17 protein-coding genes, 2 tRNA genes and 1 pseudogene are annotated in these 18,584 nt (G+C 45.3%); 10 read left to right on the forward strand and 10 right to left on the reverse strand.

All coding sequences use genetic code 11. The annotated features are described in order from the left end of the window. Positions 1 to 212 (forward strand): annotated as a pseudogene (gene tnpA, locus B092_RS13775) (IS200/IS605 family transposase); the annotation flags it as partial. Between the two features lie 100 nt (positions 213 to 312). On the opposite strand, the gene dnaJ reads toward tnpA, so the two are convergent. The 5 genes from dnaJ to B092_RS0105330 all read right to left on the reverse strand — a co-directional run bounded on the left by dnaJ (position 313) and on the right by B092_RS0105330 (position 6,493). Further along, positions 313 to 1,434 carry a molecular chaperone DnaJ gene (dnaJ, locus tag B092_RS0105310; protein ID WP_018574216.1) on the reverse strand — a complete coding sequence of 374 codons (1,122 nt, stop codon included), beginning with the start codon at positions 1,432 to 1,434 and terminating at the stop codon, positions 313 to 315. 86 nt (positions 1,435 to 1,520) lie between these two features. Then, positions 1,521 to 3,446, reverse strand: coding sequence for a molecular chaperone DnaK (dnaK, locus tag B092_RS0105315; RefSeq protein ID WP_018574217.1), 1,926 nt, complete (start codon positions 3,444 to 3,446; stop codon positions 1,521 to 1,523). Between the two features lie 82 nt (positions 3,447 to 3,528). Beyond that, positions 3,529 to 4,119, reverse strand: coding sequence for a nucleotide exchange factor GrpE (gene grpE / locus B092_RS0105320; RefSeq protein ID WP_018574218.1), 591 nt, complete (start codon positions 4,117 to 4,119; stop codon positions 3,529 to 3,531). 169 nt (positions 4,120 to 4,288) lie between these two features. After that, on the reverse strand, positions 4,289 to 5,329 hold the full coding sequence (gene hemH / locus B092_RS0105325) for a ferrochelatase (RefSeq protein ID WP_018574219.1): 1,041 nt from the start codon (positions 5,327 to 5,329) through the stop codon (positions 4,289 to 4,291). A 27-nt stretch (positions 5,330 to 5,356) separates the two neighbouring features. After that, positions 5,357 to 6,493: an HrcA family transcriptional regulator gene (locus B092_RS0105330; RefSeq protein ID WP_018574220.1), complete on the reverse strand. Its 1,137-nt coding sequence runs from the start codon at positions 6,491 to 6,493 to the stop codon at positions 5,357 to 5,359. A 126-nt stretch (positions 6,494 to 6,619) separates the two neighbouring features. Between B092_RS0105330 and B092_RS0105335 the strand changes: the two genes are divergently transcribed. After that, positions 6,620 to 7,504, forward strand: a complete 885-nt coding sequence (locus B092_RS0105335; protein WP_018574221.1) for an NAD kinase — start codon at positions 6,620 to 6,622, stop codon at positions 7,502 to 7,504. 13 nt (positions 7,505 to 7,517) lie between these two features. After that, complete coding sequence (gene recN / locus B092_RS0105340) at positions 7,518 to 9,158, forward strand: DNA repair protein RecN (protein ID WP_018574222.1); 1,641 nt, start codon at positions 7,518 to 7,520, stop codon at positions 9,156 to 9,158. A gap of 131 nt (positions 9,159 to 9,289) precedes the next feature. Here the strand turns inward: recN and B092_RS16010 are convergent, their stop codons facing one another. Together B092_RS16010 and fur are read right to left on the reverse strand one after the other, a co-directional pair. Further along, on the reverse strand, positions 9,290 to 9,421 hold the full coding sequence (locus B092_RS16010; protein ID WP_018574223.1) for a hypothetical protein: 132 nt from the start codon (positions 9,419 to 9,421) through the stop codon (positions 9,290 to 9,292). A gap of 30 nt (positions 9,422 to 9,451) precedes the next feature. Next, positions 9,452 to 9,874, reverse strand: a complete 423-nt coding sequence (gene fur, locus B092_RS0105350) for a ferric iron uptake transcriptional regulator (protein WP_018574224.1) — start codon at positions 9,872 to 9,874, stop codon at positions 9,452 to 9,454. Between the two features lie 329 nt (positions 9,875 to 10,203). Between fur and B092_RS13780 the strand changes: the two genes are divergently transcribed. Both B092_RS13780 and dapB read left to right on the forward strand, forming a co-directional pair. Continuing rightward, positions 10,204 to 10,722 (forward strand): outer membrane protein assembly factor BamE, encoded by a 519-nt coding sequence (locus tag B092_RS13780; RefSeq protein ID WP_051077714.1) that lies wholly within the window; start codon positions 10,204 to 10,206, stop codon positions 10,720 to 10,722. A 33-nt stretch (positions 10,723 to 10,755) separates the two neighbouring features. Continuing rightward, complete coding sequence (gene dapB / locus B092_RS0105360) at positions 10,756 to 11,544, forward strand: 4-hydroxy-tetrahydrodipicolinate reductase (RefSeq protein WP_018574226.1); 789 nt, start codon at positions 10,756 to 10,758, stop codon at positions 11,542 to 11,544. 21 nt (positions 11,545 to 11,565) lie between these two features. Here dapB and murB read toward each other — a convergent pair whose 3' ends face one another. Then, a complete protein-coding gene (gene murB / locus B092_RS0105365) occupies positions 11,566 to 12,618 on the reverse strand; it encodes a UDP-N-acetylmuramate dehydrogenase (RefSeq protein ID WP_018574227.1) in 1,053 nt (350 codons plus the stop codon). A 245-nt stretch (positions 12,619 to 12,863) separates the two neighbouring features. On the opposite strand from murB, the gene B092_RS0105370 reads away from it, so the two are divergent. Both B092_RS0105370 and B092_RS0105375 read left to right on the forward strand, forming a co-directional pair. After that, a tRNA-Gly gene (locus tag B092_RS0105370) sits at positions 12,864 to 12,939 on the forward strand. Positions 12,940 to 13,023: 84 nt separating this feature from the next. Continuing rightward, a tRNA-Gly gene (locus B092_RS0105375) sits at positions 13,024 to 13,099 on the forward strand. Between the two features lie 85 nt (positions 13,100 to 13,184). On the opposite strand, the gene B092_RS13785 is transcribed toward B092_RS0105375, so the two are convergent. Both B092_RS13785 and B092_RS0105385 read right to left on the reverse strand, forming a co-directional pair. Next, on the reverse strand, positions 13,185 to 14,894 hold the full coding sequence (locus B092_RS13785) for an FMN-binding glutamate synthase family protein (RefSeq protein WP_083907467.1): 1,710 nt from the start codon (positions 14,892 to 14,894) through the stop codon (positions 13,185 to 13,187). Between the two features lie 178 nt (positions 14,895 to 15,072). Beyond that, positions 15,073 to 16,032 carry an aldo/keto reductase gene (locus B092_RS0105385; protein WP_018574229.1) on the reverse strand — a complete coding sequence of 320 codons (960 nt, stop codon included), beginning with the start codon at positions 16,030 to 16,032 and terminating at the stop codon, positions 15,073 to 15,075. Positions 16,033 to 16,193: 161 nt separating this feature from the next. Here B092_RS0105385 and B092_RS0105390 point away from each other — a divergent pair, with 161 nt between their 5' ends. The 3 genes from B092_RS0105390 to soxZ all read left to right on the forward strand — a co-directional run bounded on the left by B092_RS0105390 (position 16,194) and on the right by soxZ (position 18,512). Continuing rightward, positions 16,194 to 17,522 carry an FAD-dependent oxidoreductase gene (locus B092_RS0105390; protein ID WP_018574230.1) on the forward strand — a complete coding sequence of 443 codons (1,329 nt, stop codon included), beginning with the start codon at positions 16,194 to 16,196 and terminating at the stop codon, positions 17,520 to 17,522. 87 nt (positions 17,523 to 17,609) lie between these two features. Further along, positions 17,610 to 18,167 carry a thiosulfate oxidation carrier protein SoxY gene (locus B092_RS0105395; protein WP_018574231.1) on the forward strand — a complete coding sequence of 186 codons (558 nt, stop codon included), beginning with the start codon at positions 17,610 to 17,612 and terminating at the stop codon, positions 18,165 to 18,167. Between the two features lie 15 nt (positions 18,168 to 18,182). After that, positions 18,183 to 18,512 carry a thiosulfate oxidation carrier complex protein SoxZ gene (gene soxZ / locus B092_RS0105400; protein ID WP_018574232.1) on the forward strand — a complete coding sequence of 110 codons (330 nt, stop codon included), beginning with the start codon at positions 18,183 to 18,185 and terminating at the stop codon, positions 18,510 to 18,512. The last annotated feature ends 72 nt before the right edge of the window (positions 18,513 to 18,584 follow it).

The following is an 18,584-nucleotide window of genomic DNA, read 5'->3' on the forward strand; positions in this document are numbered from 1 at the left end:
CAAAAGCCATCCTTAACGACCTTCAGGAAATTTTCGCTAGTGTGTGCGCTGATTTTGAGGCCGAGTTAGTGGCGTTTGATGGGGAGGACGACCATGTTCACTTATTAGTGAACTACCCGCCCAAAGTTGCCATATCAAAACTGGTTAATAGCCTAAAGGGTATATCCAGTCTTCTTATCCGAAAAAATAACTACCCCAACATTAAAAAGAAACTGTGCTATTCATCCTCGCCCTAAACGACGAGGCTTTCCGCGCATTTGGGTAAAAAAGCCTCTTTTGGACATTATACAAAAGAGGTTTTTAATTACTGATTTAACTGAAAAAATTTCTTAAACGATCGCCCCAGGACTTATTTTGAGGCGAATGCTTTTCAGCATCCTTATCGACCGATTCAGCAAATTTTGTCAATAAATCTTTTTGCTCATCACTTAGACGCACCGGCGTTTCAACGACCACATGACAATATAAATCACCAGGGTAACCTGCACGCACGCCTTTGATGCCCTTGCCACGCAAGCGGAACACTTTGGATGTCTGAGTACCTTCAGGGATCTTAATCTCCCCCTTACCGGTCAACGTCGGTACGGTTAACGTACCGCCCAAGGCCGCCGTCACAAATGACATGGGAACTTCGCAATGCAGATCATCGCCATCACGTGTAAAGATCTCATGTGGCTTAATCATGACATCAATATATAAGTCACCCGGAGGCCCACCGTTTTCACCCGGTTCACCGTTACCGGCTGAACGTACGCGCATACCGCTATCAATACCGGCAGGAATTTCCACTTGCAGGGTCTTATGCTTACGAACACGACCTACGCCATCACATGACTTACATGGATCCTTAATTTCTTTACCTGAACCATGACACGTCGGACAAGTCTGCTGCATATGGAAAATGCCTTGGCGCATATTGACATTACCGGCACCATGACACGTACTACACGTGCTAGCTTCCGTACCTTCTTTGGCTCCTGAACCATCACACGTTTCACAGATTTCCCAACTCGGTATACGAATTTCTGTTTTGTAACCTTCCGCTGCTTGCTCAAGCGTAACATCCATACGGTAGCGTAAATCGGCACCACGAGTAACGCGCGGACCAGCATGACGGCCACCTTGTTGGCCAAAGATATCACCGAAAATATTACCGAAAATATCGCCCAGGTCATTAGGGTCAAAGCCACCGCCACCCATACCATTAGGATCGACGCCGGCATGGCCGAAGCGATCGTAGGCTGCTTTTTTCTCCGGATCAGATAAAACGTCATAGGCCTCTTTGATCGTCTTGAACTTTTCTTCCGCTTCCTTATCACCTTGTGTGCGATCTGGGTGGTATTTCATGGCGAGTTTACGGAAGGCTTTTTTGATCTCGTCTTCTGAGGCATTTTTGCCTAGGCCTAACGATTCATAATAATCAGCTTTTGCCATTTAAATTTATACCTTTGTACTTTTTACAAATAAAATGCTCCCGCATGGAAATCCGTGCTGGGAGCATTTTCTTACGCTAAGACAACTTAGTCTTCACGCTTTACTTCTTTGAAGTCAGCATCAACAACATTGTCGTCTTGTGGCTGGGCGTCAGCACCTGCTGCACCCTGCTCAGCAGCAGCTTGAGCTTGCATGTCTGCGTACATCTTCTCACCTAACTTCTGAGAAGCCACACCTAATGCTTCTGTTTTTTCTTCGATTGCCGCCTTGTCATCGCCTTTAAGGACTTCTTCTAAGTCTTTGATGGCGCTTTCAATGGCTTCTTTCTCAGATGCCTCAAGCTTATCGCCGTACTCTTCTAAGGACTTACGAGTGCTATGTACTAACACATCACCTTGGTTACGTACACTCACTAATTCAGCAACGCGCTTATCTTCTTCGGCATTTGCCTCCGCGTCTTGAATCATGCGCTCAACTTCCTCGTCAGATAGACCGGAGTTAGCCTTGATAGTGACTTTATTCTCTTTACCGGTACCTTTGTCTTTCGCTGATACGTGTAATACACCGTTGGCGTCAATATCAAAGGTTACTTCAATTTGAGGTAACCCACGTGGCGCAGGTGGAATACCTTCAAGGTTAAACTCACCTAAGAGCTTGTTACCGGAAGCAATTTCACGCTCACCTTGGAACACTTTAATGGTCACCGCAGGCTGATTATCATCGGCTGTTGAGAAGGTTTGTTGGTGACGAGTCGGGATGGTTGTGTTTTTCTCAATCATCTTAGTCATCACACCACCCAAGGTCTCAATACCTAAAGATAATGGTGTCACATCTAATAATAAGACGTCAGTACGATCGCCTGCTAGTACGGAGCCTTGAAGTGCAGCACCCTGTGCAACCGCTTCATCCGGGTTAACATCCTTGCGAGGATCCTTACCGAAGAACTCCTTAACCTTTTCTTGAACGGCAGGCATACGAGTCATACCACCTACTAGGATAACGTCATCAATTTCAGATAACTTAACACCGGCGTCTTTGATAGCAACACGGCAAGGCTCTAACGTACGCTCAACTAAGTCCTCAACCAAGGCTTCTAACTTAGCACGGGTCAAGCGAATATTTAAGTGCTTAGGACCGGAGGCATCAGCCGTCACGTACGGTAAGTTAATATCGGTTTGAGTCGTTGAAGACAACTCGATTTTCGCTTTTTCAGCCGCCTCTTTTAAACGTTGTAAAGCGAGTACGTCTTTTGATAAGTCAACGCCCTGCTCTTTTTTGAACTCGTCAATTAAGTACTCAATAATACGCTGGTCAAAGTCCTCACCACCCAAGAAGGTATCACCGTTGGTTGACAACACTTCGAACTGCTTATCACCGTCAACGTCAGCAATCTCAATGATTGACACGTCAAAGGTACCACCACCTAAGTCAAACACGGCGATCTTACGGTCACCACCGTCGACTTTATCCATACCAAAGGCTAAGGCAGCGGCTGTCGGCTCGTTAATAATACGCTTAACCTCAAGACCGGCAATTCGACCGGCATCTTGGGTTGCTTGACGCTGGCTGTCATTAAAGTAAGCAGGTACAGTAATCACCGCTTGTGTCACAGGCTCACCTAAGAAAGACTCAGCTGTTTCCTTCATCTTGCGAAGAATCTCAGCAGACACTTGTGGAGGCGCCATTTTCTTACCATTTACCTCAACCCAAGCGTCACCGTTGTCGGCTTTGACAATCTCATAGGGTGTGATTTCGATATCTTTTTTAACCTCAGCGTCATCATAACGACGGCCGATTAAACGCTTAATCGCGTATAAGGTATTTTTAGGGTTAGTGACTGCCTGACGCTTTGCAGGAGCACCTACTAAAATCTCGCCATCTTGTAAATAAGCAACAACCGATGGCGTGGTACGACCACCTTCTGCATTTTCAATGATCTTAATTTGCTTGCCGTCTAACAAAGAGACGCAGCTGTTGGTAGTACCTAAGTCAATACCAATAATTTTAGACATGATTAATTTCCTTACGAAAACAATTTAATTTTTTACTGAACTAAATATAGGGTTTGAAATGTATATTTCAAGAGACTTTTTTTTAGACCGCTACAACAACGAGTGCCGGACGAACGACACGTTCAGATAGGGTATAGCCCTTTTGCAACACTTGAACAATCGTATTGGCCGTATGATTAGGGTCACTAATCGACGATATCGCTTGATGAAGATTAGGATCAAAGGCATCACCCGCCGCCGGCGCAACCTCTTTGAGGCTATTACGTTCAAAGGCTTGAGTTAGTTGGCGTAAGGTAGTTTCAACTCCCTCTTTGTACGTCTCAACGGATTGCTGCTCATGCGCTAACGCCGCTTCGAGGCTATCACGTACCGGAATCAGGCTCTCTGAAAAAGACTCCAAGGCAAACTTACGTGCTTTAGAGACTTCCTCTTGGCTACGGCGACGAATATTTTCTACTTCGGCGCGCGCTCTTAAGAGATCCTCGTGCATTTGAGCAATTTCACCCTGTAACTCGGAAACCATCTGCCCAAGGTCAGCATCGGACTCATCAGCACCTAAGCTCTCAATAATTTCCTCGTCAGTAATCGACTCACTCTGAGCTAACTCCTCTTCGCTAACGAGATTTTCAGCTGTTTCCTGAGCTTGTTGCTCTTCTTGATTCTTCTCAGTCATAAAGTATTCCTGAAATAATGTAAATTACAAAAATCAAGGTCACGATATTGAGTTTATTAAGCTCAGCGTGACCTCTAATATTAGATATGACTTCTATATAGTGTTATTTAAAAATTTTTCAAGGCTTTTTAAAAAATTATTTTGACTGATTAAATAGCTGCCTTAGCAACTAACGCCAACCCTTTAGGTTGCTTTCAACAATGTATTGGATAACGTTCATGCCAATCTCCTCGGCATTTAAGCACGGGATATATAGCAACTCCTCACCACCCACTTCTTTTTCGAAGATGTCTTTGCAGCCCATCGCAATTTCTTCGAGGGTTTCTAGGCAATCCACACTAAACCCCGGACACATCACATGAAGCTTTTTAACACCGGCAGCGGGATACTCTCTAATCGTGTCCTCGGTACTTGGACCTATCCACTTCGCCTTACCAAAACGACTTTGGAAGCTGACATCAATCGCGACATGATGCTCCGCTAGGGCCTCGCGCAACAGTTCAGCGGTTAAATGACAATGATCAAAATAAGGGTCCCCCTTGTCTACCATAGACTGTGGCAGACCATGGTAACTCAACAACAAGCGATCGGGCTTACCGTGCTGAGCCCAAAAGTCCTCAACACTTTGCGCCAACGCATTGATATACATAGGGTGATCAGTGTAGTGCTTAACTGAACGGAAGTTCACCGGATCCCGCAAAGCGGCATTGTAGCGACCCAAATAATCTAAAATCGTACCGGTCGTACTACCGGAAAACTGTGGATACATCGGCATCACCAGAACTTCTTCGCAGCCACGCGCTCTTAATGAATCGATGGTTTTGTTTAATCTCGGCTCGCCATATCGCATTGCAAAATCCACAATGATCGGCCTGGACTCCGCATTGCTTGCTAAACGTGCCTGTAGCTTTTGAGCTTGCTCTTTGGTGTACACCATCAATGGAGAACCGCCCTCTTGCCATACAAGCTTATAGTTTTCTGCGACAGGCTTTGAACGTCGCGGGCTGACTATGTGCTTTAGGAACGGCTTCCACAGCAAACCCGGCAACTCAACCACCTTCGGATCAGACAAAAACTCATTTAGATACTCTCTCACTGCCTCTGGCGTCGGTTCATTCGGCGTACCTAAATTGACCAATAAGACACCAAGCGGTTTAGGCTGAATAGAAGAAAAACGATCGACAGAAGTTATTGTTTGTGTTTGACTCATAAATATTCTCAATGAATGATGGCAGAGTTAGCGACTCAAGGCCTTTGATAATAACTTGGCGGTGACATCAACAATGGTTATTACACGCTGATAAGCCATACGGCTTGGACCAATCACACCCAAAGCTCCGATGATTTTACCATTAAGCTGATAAGGCGCTGTGATAACCGACAAATCCTCCATAGGAACCAAACGAGAATCACCACCAATAAAGATTTGGACGCCTTGTGAGCGACTGGAAACATCCATCAACTGCATCAGCTCTGTTTTTTCTTCAAACAACTCGAACATCTGGCGCAGTCTATCCATATCGGCGGTTAAGTCACTCACACCCAACAAACGGTGCTCTCCGCGAATATGCACTGTTTCAGCCACTTCGCTGCCACGCACACCAATTTCAACCGCTGCTTGCATCAGTTTTGACATATCCGTTTGCAAAGTATCCAATTCATTACTCAATGTGGTGAGCACCTCAGAAAACGACTTGCCGGAGAAATGTTGATTAAAGTAATTAGCTGCACGCTGTAAATCTGACTCTTTGTATTCTTTATCCACAAAAAGGATGCGATTCTGTACATCGCCATCAGGGGTCACGATCACTAGCAACACACGTGTCTTTGATAACCGAATAAAATCAATATGCTTAAACACCTGTGAACGCTGCGGTGCCATCACAATACCGGCAAATTCGGTCAACTCTGAGACCATATCGACTGCTGTACTAAACGCTGTACTAGGATCAGCATCAGCAAACGCGCTAATCAGGCTTGATGGCAAATCGACAGCCTGCTCAAGACCAACGTTTAATTCTTTGGAAAAGTCACGCCCACGACTAAACTCACCCCTCAGTTCGCTGACTAATTCCTTAAGCAGGTCTTCATTAACTTCCTGCTTCAAAGTGACATCTGGATTGAGCTTATGCGCATTAGATGACAACAGATGATCAACAAATAAACGATAGCCTTTGGGCGTAGGCACTCGCCCCGCAGACGTATGCGGACTATGAATAAGACCCACGCTCTCTAACTCACCCATCACACTACGAATCGTAGCGGGCGATAAAGAAAACATCGAGGATAATGATTTGGATCCTACGGGAGAACCCTCTTGGATATATCGCTCTACAATCGCTTGTAATAAAGCATGAGCGCGCTCATCTAACATATTAAATAAAAAGTCGTGTATTTTTAACTGCCGATCCGACGGAAGCACTTATTTTAAAGCTTTTGGTTATCATAGCTTTTAGTTATCATATAAAATTCATTATATATTTACTATTTGGTCCGTTTTATGCATTTTTCAACTGCCGCTTTATTTGGTCGCTACCAAGACCCTGGTATGGACGCCCCTTTGCGCGCGATGGCTGAGCTCCTTAAAAAGGCCGGCTTATCGGTACTGCTTGATAAAGACACCGCGATTCACACCGGATTAAGTGACTACCCGAGCCTTGAGATAGATGAAATGGCAGGCACCGTCGATTTAGCGATTGTGATGGGCGGTGACGGTACCGTTTTAGGCGTGGGTCGTAAGCTTTCACCCTATAACATCCCTATTCTCGGTATCAACCATGGTCGCCTTGGCTTTATTACCGACATCCCCATGGAAAATGCCAAAACCGCCATCGAAGCGGTACTTGATGGCAAATACAGCAAAGAAGATCGTTCACTGCTAAGTGGTGAGGTTATTCGCGACAATGCTGTACTGACTAAAGACTTAGCCATTAATGATGTTGTACTAAATCGCTCCGGCTATGGCGGTATGATCGAAATTGAGGTCAACTACAATGACTCCCTCATGTACAACCAGCGAGCTGACGGTTTAATTGTCGCCACACCTACCGGGTCTACCGCCTATTCACTCAGTGCCAATGGTCCGGTCATGCACCCCGGCTTAGACGCTTTTTTACTAGTACCTGTCGCACCGCAAACACTGTCTGCTCGCCCTATTGTTGTGCCTGATACAGGTATCCTCACACTGACGCTGCAAGATATTAGCCGCGGCGGTTATGGTGCTAACGTACACTTTGACATGCAAACGTGGACCAATTTGCATATTGGTGATAAGGTCGTGGTCAAAAAAGCCCAGCATAAGATGACATTCTTACACCCGATAGGCTATAGTTTCTTTGGTACCTTGCGTCAAAAAATGCACTGGAACGTCATGCCTAAAACCTAACTCGCACATTGCTATGTTGAGCTCCTTACATATCCGTAATTTTGTCATTGTCGAAAAAACTGACCTACAATTTGATCATGGATTTACTGTCTTTTCGGGTGAGACCGGTGCCGGTAAATCGATTTTAATTGACGCTCTGAGCCTCGCTTTGGGTGGCCGCACTGACGCCGGCGTAGTCCGCGAAGGCGCAGACAAAAGCGAAATTAGCGCCATCTTTGACCCTAGCACGGAGGTGCGCCAATGGTTAAAAGACAATGACTTTAACGATGACGAACTGATTGTACGTAGAATCATTACTAGCCAAGCTAAAAGCCGTGCCTTTATCAATGACAGCCCCTGCACCTTAACTCAACTCAAGGAGCTGGGAGAAATGTTAGTTGACATTCACGGCCAACATCAACATCAAAGTCTTCTCAAAAACACTGCTCAACGCCAGCTTTTGGATTCGCACGCACAAATAGAGCCACAGCTGCGCGAGCTGTCGACGCGTTGGCAACGATGGCAATCAAATCAGCAGAAGCTAAAAGACTTTCTGGAAAATGAGCAGCAACGCAAACTGGAGCAGGAGCATCTCGAATGGCAATGGCAAGAGTTAAATCACCTTAAGCCACAAGAGCATGAGTGGGAAGAGATTGATCAATCCTTTAATCGCTTATCCAACGCTGTTGCCCTACTGGAAGGTGCCGGCGCAATTATCCAACAAATCGATGGTGAAGAGCAAAGTGTACTCACGGTACTAAACCGCTGTCTGCAACAAATCCATCAGCTGAGCAAGCACGACCCCGCACTTGCCACCATCGCTGAAAGTATCGAATCCGCACGCATCAGCTGCGTCGAAGCGAGTCACGATTTAAACCGCTTCTTGGACGATGTCGAGCTAGAACCTCAGCGCTTAGAGGAAACTGAACGCCGCATGCGTCAACTATTTGATGCGGCCAAAAAGTTTAATACTGAACCCAGTAAGCTGCATCTACTCTTGGCCGATTTAGAGCAACGCTTAGCCGACATGGAAGTCAGCATGGACCTCGATTCACTCAAGCAAGCAGTAGAGCAAAACAAGGCAGACTACATGCAGTTAGCCGAGGAAATCTCAACCATTCGTAAAAACACGGCGCACGATCTGTCACTCAAAGTCACCGATGTCATGCAAACATTAGCCATGCAAGGCGGTCGCTTTGAGATCGAACTACAAGCAAGCACTCCCTCTGCTTTCGGTTTAGAGCAAGTTCAATTTAATGTGGCCGGCCATGCCGGTACGACACCGCGAGCGCTTAACAAAATTGCCTCCGGTGGTGAGTTAGCGCGTATTTCTTTAGCACTTTCGGTGATTGCCAATAAGGCAGGCCAAGTGGCTACATTAATTTTTGATGAGGTAGATACCGGTATCGGCGGAGGCGTAGCGGAAATCGTTGGACGCCTTTTAAGGCAGCTTGGTGAAGACCACCAAGTGCTTTGTGTCACTCATTTAGCCCAAGTAGCCTCTTGTGCCCACCACCACTTTGAAGTAAGCAAAAAAGCACAAGAAGGCATTACGCGATCGGACATCACAGCACTCGATGATCAGCAGCGAGTTCAGGAAATTGCTCGTATGCTAGGTGGTTTAAATATTTCTGATACCACGTTGCAGCATGCAAAAGAAATGCTAACGCACTAAGCTAAGCTACTAAGGCATGGGTATGATATACATGCACCAAAAAGCCCCAAGACCGGATATCACTATATTATCTGGGTATTGGGGCTTAGTTATTGCTTGGTGGTGAGAACGCACTCTACAATCCCTAGGGATTAAATCTTGCAAGACTCACATTCGGTGTTGTCATCTTCAATCACTTCTTGAGTGTCAATTTTGTTGTTATTTTTTTCTTCGATTGCATCAAAGTCAATTTCATCTAAAAAATCATATTCCTGTTCGCTCATCTTATTTCCTTAAATTTAGCCAGTTAAATGCTAACGAATTTTCTTTGAACAATCTTTACAAATACCATAAAGAACCAAGGCATGACTCTCCAGACCAAAGTCGTACTTTTTAGCAATCGCGTGCTGACGCTCTTCAATCGTTTCGTCGACGAACTCAACAACCGTGCCACACGCCGAACACACTAAATGGTCGTGATGCGTGCCATCATCAATCTCATACACGGCTCGGCCATTGTCAAATTGATGCTTAGTTAAGATGCCCGCCTCTTCAAATTGAGTCAATACTCGGTAAACAGTGGCTAAACCGATTTCTGTTTTTTCATTGATCAAAATGCGGTATACATCCTCGGCACTCAGATGACCTGCCTCCGGACGTTGGAAAATTTCTAAGATCTTTAAGCGTGGATAAGTCGCTTTTAAACCCATGCTTTGTAAAGCTTGTGATTCACTCATGTATACCCCCAATAAATAAGCTCGCCTATGCACCATCATATAACAACTTAATGTGCATCAAAGGAAACTTAAAAATAAATAAAATTTATGCGCCATCGCAGATAATTGAATTTTACCACATCTAGGCGAAATTTAATAGAAAAAAACTATTAACCAAAAACATTAATGAACTTAAACTATGACCCATTAATGACATGTTCAACAAATTTCTATTTACTCTTCAACATAGCTCTCTATGCCACAGACGCCTTATGATAGAATTAAACGCTATGATATTTCTTCAACGACAGACTTAATTTTAGGTTCAAATTAATGGACAGAGTATGCTTATGAACAAAGTAGCCAACAACAAGGACTTATCACCGAGCAAAGGTGTTAAATTAAGTGGCTCTGGCTTAGGTAAAGCAATCGCAGTTGCAGCCCTTGTTACACTGGTTGGTTGCTCCTCAGGCAAATGGGGCTTCCCCTATCGCGCGCCCATCCAACAAGGCAACTGGGTGACTGCTGAGCAGGTTTCTTACCTGCGCGCAGGCCTGACCCAAGCTCAAGTACTTTATGTTTTAGGTACGCCTACATTAGTCGATATTTTCCATCCCAATCGTTGGGACTACCCTTATCACTTTAAGCCAGGCTATGGTAAACCCGTTCATCGTAACTTATCGTTATGGTTTGATGACAATGGCCTTTTAGAGCGTTGGACTCATGATCCGCTACCAAACACTCAGCCCGGTGACTTCAAAACTCAGCAATTAACCGGACTGTCCAGCCCTGACAAGGCGGATACACTTGCCGAACCCGCGGCTGACATGAGCGCAAGCGAATTTGAGACCACGCCGCTTGAAGATTAATTTTTAAGCAATTAACAGTTTTTAGGATTCTTTATGCGTATTGCAATTGCCGGCGCTAACGGTCGTATGGGCCGTATGCTTGTCGAAGCCGTTATTAACCACCCTGATTTAAGTCTTGCCGCAGCACTGTGCGTTGCCAAAGCCGATGAAGAAGGCAAAGATGCCGCAGAGTTTCTAGGTCAGCAGTCCGGTGTATTAATCAGCAGTGATTTGTCAGTACTTAAAAATGCCGATTGTCTAATTGACTTTACTCGCCCCGAAGGCACCCTTGCTCACGCCAAAGCCTGCCAAGAATACGGCGTTAAAATGGTGATTGGCACAACAGGCTTTAGCGCAGAAGAGCTGTCTACACTTGAAGCTGCAGCCAAGGATATCGCTATCCTCTGGTCTCCTAATATGAGTATTGGCGTCAATGCCCTATATGTCTTATTAGAAAAAGCGGCACAGATGTTTAATGACCAATATGATGTCGAGGTCTATGAAGCTCACCATCGCAATAAAGTAGATGCACCTTCGGGCACAGCGCTAAAAATGGCCGAGGTCGTTGCTGAAGCCAAAGGACGCAAGCTTGATGAGGTAGCGGATTGGGCCAGACACGGCATCACGGGTGTGCGCGAATTTGGACGCATCGGCTTTTCAGTCGTACGCGGTGGCGACATCATCGGCGATCATACGGTTAGCTTTACTGGCCCCGGCGAGCGCATTGAGCTTACTCATAAAGCAACCAATCGCACCATTTACGCCTCCGGCAGTATGCAGGCCGCACTCTTTTTAAAAGACAAGGATAATGGCTACTTCACCATGCGTGATGTCATCGCTTAATTAGCGATTTATCACTCATTGCTACACAACAAAAATCGGCTCAGGCTCTAAGCAAACGTTAAACTTGGCATAAACGTCTTGCTGAATAGCCTCAGCCAATTGCCTGATATCCTCTGCTACAGCCCCCGCTCTATTAACAAGCACTAAAGCCTGACGGTGATGGACACCCGCTCTGCCAACATCTCTCCCCTTCCAACCACACTGATCAATTAACCAAGCCGCGGCCAATTTATAGCGTCCGTCACTTTGCTTGTATGAGGGCAAATCTGCATGAGTCGACACCAGTTGCTCATGGTGCTCAGGACTCACTATCGGATTTTTAAAAAAACTTCCGGCATTGCCAATCTCCTTTGGATCAGGCAACTTATAGCGTCTGACAGAACACACTTGATTAAACACCTGCTCTGCCGTGACATGCTCAGGATTTGCTCCCTCAACCGTCTCAAGCAGTTTTTGTAAATCAGGATAATTTAATTGAGCTCGCCAAGGTCGCGGCAGTTTGAAAGTCACCGAGACGATTAATAACCCCCTACCATCGTGTTTGAAATAACTGTCGCGATAAGCAAAATGACATTGCTCATTCGTAAAGGTCAAAAAAGCCTTGCTATTAAAATCAAATACCTCAACCTCATAGCATACATCTTTGATTTCTTTGCCATAAGCACCGATATTTTGTACCGGTGCCGCACCCACGGTACCCGGGATAAGAGCAAGGTTCTCAAGACCATGCCAACCCCGCTCTAAACAATGCGCAACAAAATCATGCCAAACCTCACCTCCTGCTGCTCTGACTAAGAAATAGTCTTCCTCTTCTGCGATTAGCTCAATGCCCTTTAATTGATTATGTATCACAAACTGATTAAGGCGTTGTGGCAAGACGACATTACTCCCACCACCTAAAATAAAAGACCGCTCTAAAAGCGAGCGACTGATCAGATATTCCGCAAGCGCTTTAAGCTGTTTTTTTTCTTTTAAATCAAAGTATTGCTCTGCAAAGGAGCTTACGCCAAAGGTATTAAAACCGCTTAAGCTCTGATTATAAGAAACAGAAGACGCAATTGTTGAAGATGACATTATTTTGACAAGACTAAAATTTTAATGCTATTATTATAGCTTAGCTTCATTAGTGCTTAGCTTTTTTATAGCACTGCTTAGATATGTCATAGTATGTCATAGGCTCTATTAGTTGTCTTATTTAACATATAAACAACAAGCAGTAAAATAAAAATCAGCAAAGAACCAAACACTATTGACAAGATTAAAACTAACAGATATAATTTTAATCTTTCCTAATCACTGATTAGAAAAAGAATAATAACGCGGGAATAGCTCAGTTGGTAGAGCGCAACCTTGCCAAGGTTGAGGTCGCGAGTTCGAGCCTCGTTTCCCGCTCCAGATTATTAAATCCCAGCCTATTTGACTGGGTTTTATTTTAGTTGAATAAGTATAAGTTTATTTACTTACACAAACACAAGCGACGCGGGAATAGCTCAGTTGGTAGAGCGCAACCTTGCCAAGGTTGAGGTCGCGAGTTCGAGCCTCGTTTCCCGCTCCATCAGTTAAAAAGCCCAGTTTATTAAAACTGGGCTTTTTGCTTTATGGTCACTTTCTTTATGACCACCTTCTTTATGGCCATTTTTCTAGATTGGATTGTTCACTGGCTGCTGCACATCTATGGCCCTATCCTCACTATCATCGCCTCCATGCAAGGGCATGATATTACCCGATAGAGCGGCACTGAGACTGTACAAGGGCGCAAAAGACTCAGCCTGCGCCATGGGCCAAGCCGTTCTGAAAATAGTCATTCTAAACCTACCCTCAAGCAGTTCACCTTTCTCAAGATCTGGATAAAGCGCTGACAATAAACGCACTTCGCCATTGGCAATACGCTTAACAATATGATGCGGACGTAACGATCCGGGATGGGTTAATCCTGCTGCGCCTAACAATTCAGCCAAGGCCTCCAAGGTATTGGCATGAAAGTTGCGCACACGTACCGCTTTATCCGGCACCACAAGAGCTGCTTGACGCCTAGGATCCTGAGTCGTCACACCCGTTGGACACACACCCGTGTGACAAACCTGCGCTTGAATACAGCCGACAGCAAACATAAAACCTCTTGCGCTATTACACCAGTCTGCCCCTAGCGCAAAAGCTCGTGACATATCAAAAGCGGTGATGATTTTGCCCGAAGCACCCAGCTTAATTTGCTCACGTAAACCAATACCGACAAGCGTATTGTGCACCAATCGCAACCCCTCTCGCAGAGGTGTACCCACATGGTCAGAGAACTCAACGGGAGCTGCACCGGTGCCACCTTCGGCACCGTCTACCACAATAAAGTCAGGGGTAATTCCTGTCTTGAGCATGGCTTTAGCGATAGCGAACCACTCCCATGCGTGACCGATACAAAACTTGAAACCGACCGGCTTACCACCAGATAATTCACGTAGACGAGCAATAAAACGCATCAATTCTATCGGTGTACTGAAGGCACTATGATTAGCCGGCGAAACACAATCCACACCGATAGGTATGCCTCGTGCTTCAGCGATTTCCTGAGTCACCTTGGCACCGGGCAACATCCCTCCATGCCCCGGTTTTGCCCCTTGTGATAGCTTAATCTCAATCATTTTGACATTAGGATGGGTAGCGCGCTTCACAAACTCTTCTTCAGAGAAGTTACCCTTGCCATCATTACAACCAAAGTAGCCTGAACCAATATTCCAAATCAGATCACCACCATGCTCTAAATGATAGCGACTGATACCACCCTCACCGGTGTCATGCGCAAAGCCACCAAGTGCCGCGCCCTTGTTAAGGGCCAACACAGCATTAGCAGATAAGGCACCAAAACTCATGGCCGATACATTAAACACAGACAAACTATAAGGCTGGGAACAGTCAGTACCACCAACTGTAATACGGAAATCATGTGTTTCAGGCTTTACGGGCTCCATCGAATGGTTGATCCATTCAAAATCTGTTCCGTAAACATCGCCTTGCGTTCCGAAAGGCCGCTTATCGATCTGTTGCTTTGCACGCTGATAGACAAGCGAACGCTCTGTTCGAGAAAACGGTGTTTGGTCATTGTCATTCTCAAAAAAGTACTGACGCATTGCCGGTCGCAATTCTTCAAACAAATAACGCAAATTACCGATGATCGGATAGTTACGCTTAATGGCGTGCTTGGTTTGCATCAAATCACTGATGCCTAGCGCAGTAAGTGCTCCAAATATCAACACCACCACAAACCATAGCCCACCAACAAACACACTTAAAAACAAACTGATGACGGTAACTACCACCACCCCAACAAAAACTAGATAACGAATAATGGATTGCCCCATGCAACACCTTTTGAAGTTTAAAAAAACTCTCATTACAAAGCTAGCAACCATTTTAAGAAATGATTGCAAAATATCAATGATAATCATTTTAACTGCTTAAGCAGCTAAGTTGCAAATCACGCAACTCTGTGCACAGCCTTATCGTGAGTCAATTGGTCGGTCAGCATTGACCCGTCAATTAATACGTTGAGGCCTCATTTAACTCAGCAATTGACTCATTATCTAAGTCAATTGCTGTCGCTTGCAGTAACTCATTCAATTGCTCTATCTTGGTCGAACTGGCAATCGCCGCTGTAAAACCTGGACGAGCCATAATCCAAGCTAAGGCAATTTGCGCCTGAGTCGCGCCATATTTATCAGCCACTTTGTCTAAGACATTTAAAATACGTAGTCCACGTGGGTTCAGGTATTGGGCGGCTGAACTACCACGAGCTGCGCTTTTATCAAGATCAGCTTCACTTCGATACTTACCACTTAAAAAGCCGCTAGCTAAAGAATAATAACTAAGCACGCCCAAGCCCTCAGACAAGCATAACTCCTCGAGCTCCGTTTCGTATTCACTGCGCTCATAAAGATTGTAATGAGTTTGCAAACACGCATAGCGCGGTAAATTATTTTCATCGGCAACTGCTAGTGACTGTCGTAAACGCTCCGGTCCATAATTGGACGCACCAATCGCGCGAATTTTTCCCTGCTCTATCAACTTCTGAAAAGCACCTAAAGTTTCCTCAGGGGGTGTCTTGTTATCATCAAAATGCACATAATACAAATCAATATAATCCGTACCCAAACGACGCAATGATCCTTCTACAGCCTTAGTTAGGTAAGCCGCACTCAGATCGGCATGAGCAAACTCCCCGGGCGCATCGGGTGCTCCTCCCTTCGTGTGAATAATCACTTGCTCACGATTGCCGCGAGCACGCATCCACTGACCAATAATAGTTTCGGATTCTCCGCCGCTGCCACCAGCCCAGTAGCTATAGATATCAGCGGTATCGATTGTATCAACCCCTTTTTCAAGCAAAAGATCCAGTAACTTAAACGCTTGCTGCTCATCGACTCCCCAACCAAATACATTACCGCCAAAAACAAAAGGCGGCACTAAAACCTCCGAACTGCCTAGACTACGCTTCTGCATGTATTACCCCTAAAAAATATTGAAGTGGAGTAATTATTATATAGAACATAAGTAACTCCTTGACTCTTAATATAAATCCTTTATACTAAAGCCAACTCGGAATTGAAGCCGAGTTCCTGTCACTATCCTGTATGTCATGTTATGACTGCGAGGCACTTATTATGAAAAGACGAAGTTTTTTACTGACGCCACCGGCGTTAGCTCTAGGTTCAATTGCATTGCCAAACAAAGCGATTGCCGCTCCTTTAGCAATTCACAGCAATACTACCTTACTGGCACGTCGTGGCAAAGGTCCACGTATCGTGATTTGTGGTGGCGGCTGGGGTGGCTTGACTGCTGCTCGACATATTCAGGAAAAGCTACCTGAAGCAGATGTCATTCTTTTAGAAAAAAACCCAACTTTCTGGTCAGGCCCAATGAGTAACAAATGGCTAATCGATATCGTTGATACCCAGTTTGTTAACCGCGATATGCTCGGTCCTGCCAATAAATACGGCTATACCTTAATTCATGTTGAGGTCACCGGCTTCGATCGCGCTAAGAAAATTGTTCATACCGGCAGAGGTACTATCGATTACGACTACCTGATCCTAGCCGGCGGCATTCGCGATAACTATCAAGCTTGGTTTGGCGAGGACAGAGAAGCGGCTGAATACACTCGGCGACACTTCCCAAATGCCTATATCCCTAACCAAGAGATGTACAGCTTAAAAAATATGGTCCACAACTTTAAGGGTGGCACCATCGTGATGACGCTTCCACCACCACCACACCGCTGTCCGCCATCTCCTTATGAGCGAGCATGCCTAATGGCCTGGTACTTTAAAAAGAACAATATCCCGGCCAAGATCCTGATTTTAGATCCTAAACCAATCATTGCCCCTATTACAGAGGGCTATAAGATGGCGTTTAGCGAGCTTTATCCGGATATTATTCAACACATTCCTAACGCAACCGTTCAGGAAGTTGACCCCTACAACAAAAAAATCAAAACCGCTGCCGGTGAGTTTGATTTTGATGAAGCCGTGCTCATGCCCCCACATCAAGCATCCGACATGGTTTGGTACGCAGACCTCATTGTCAAAGACGATAAAGGCAAACTGGGCGACTGGGCTGATACTGACGAGCGCTTTTTTACTGCTCGAGACGATGATGATGTTTATGTCATCGGCGACTCAGTAGGCTTTATCTCCGACCAATTTGGTTACTATCCAAAAAGTGCTCACGTGGCAAATGCCATGGCTAAGATCGTCGCACAAAACATCTACGAACGAGTAAAAGAACAAGAAGTGATTCGCGCACTACCTGACAACCTCTGCTACATGATGGTCAATGCAGAGCCCCGTGAGTCAATCGCTGTATTCTTCGAATATGAATTAGATGCCAGCGGCAAAGTAATTCAGACTCAAATTGACATGGATGTCAGAAATTCTGATTTCGTCGAAGACGATCTCCGATGGATTAAGAGCAAATTTGACGATTTTTTATAAGACTTAACATTACGTCACCGACTAGGCACTTCATTTATTGGAGCGCCTAGTCATGTTTTCCTCTCCCGCATTCCAAGGTAATCAACAATGTCACATAGACAAAAGAGGCGCTTACTCTTACGTGCGCTATCAATGACAGGCTTAAGTGCAGCCCTTTTTAAGGGTAGCATTTTGTCGAGCTTTACCGGTTTACAGCTATTAAGTAGCAAAGCCCATGCCCAAGCTACCACAGCTCCTGCGCCTGCGCCTGTTGCCCAGGGTGAATCACTCAAAGCGGCGTCAAAGGCTGAAGTACAAGCCCTGATTGACGCTTTTGCTGGTGATGCAACGATCGAAGAAGACGGTTTGAGCATGGTCATGGACCCTTTGGCCAGCAATCCGTCAAGTATCCCAGTACAAGCAGTGTTTAATGAGCAAATTGACGATAACAATTATTGTGAAGAGCTAATCTTTATTGCTGAAGGCAACCCGATTCCCTTGGCATGTCGATTCAAATTTACAGCACTCTCCGGCACCACTGAGGTCGCTTTTAGAACGCGTTTAATCGACGCTCAATACATTCGCGCACTTGCACGCATGAGCGACGGTCGAATCCTGAGCGCAAGACGTTATGTGACAGTCGTTGCCGGCGCCTGCGGCATCTGATTTTGGAGCTGATAAATGAATAATCAAAAACCTAGAATCTGGCTCAGCAATACATCGCCGGCAAAAAATGAGATTGTTCGGGTACGTGCGGTTATCGTACACCGCATGGAAACCGGCTTAAGACTTAACCACGATGGCGAAGCAATAGCTCGTAATATTATTAATCATTTTACAGCGACCTTTAATCAACAACTTCTCTTTGAATGGCAACCGGAAACAGCGATTGCACAGAACCCCTATCTTGAGTTTACGTTTAAAGCAAGAGAATCGGGTACGCTCACCATGCGCTGGGAAGATGATGCAGGAAAAGTCTTCACAGGTGACACTGAAATCACTGTTAGCTAATGACATCGGATCAGGTCTTTTTATGAAAAACTCAATATTAACACTCATTGTATTTGGGCTTCTAAGCATGAT

This window comes from Oligella ureolytica DSM 18253 (assembly GCF_000373745.1).
GTDB lineage: Bacteria > Pseudomonadota > Gammaproteobacteria > Burkholderiales > Burkholderiaceae_B > Oligella > Oligella ureolytica.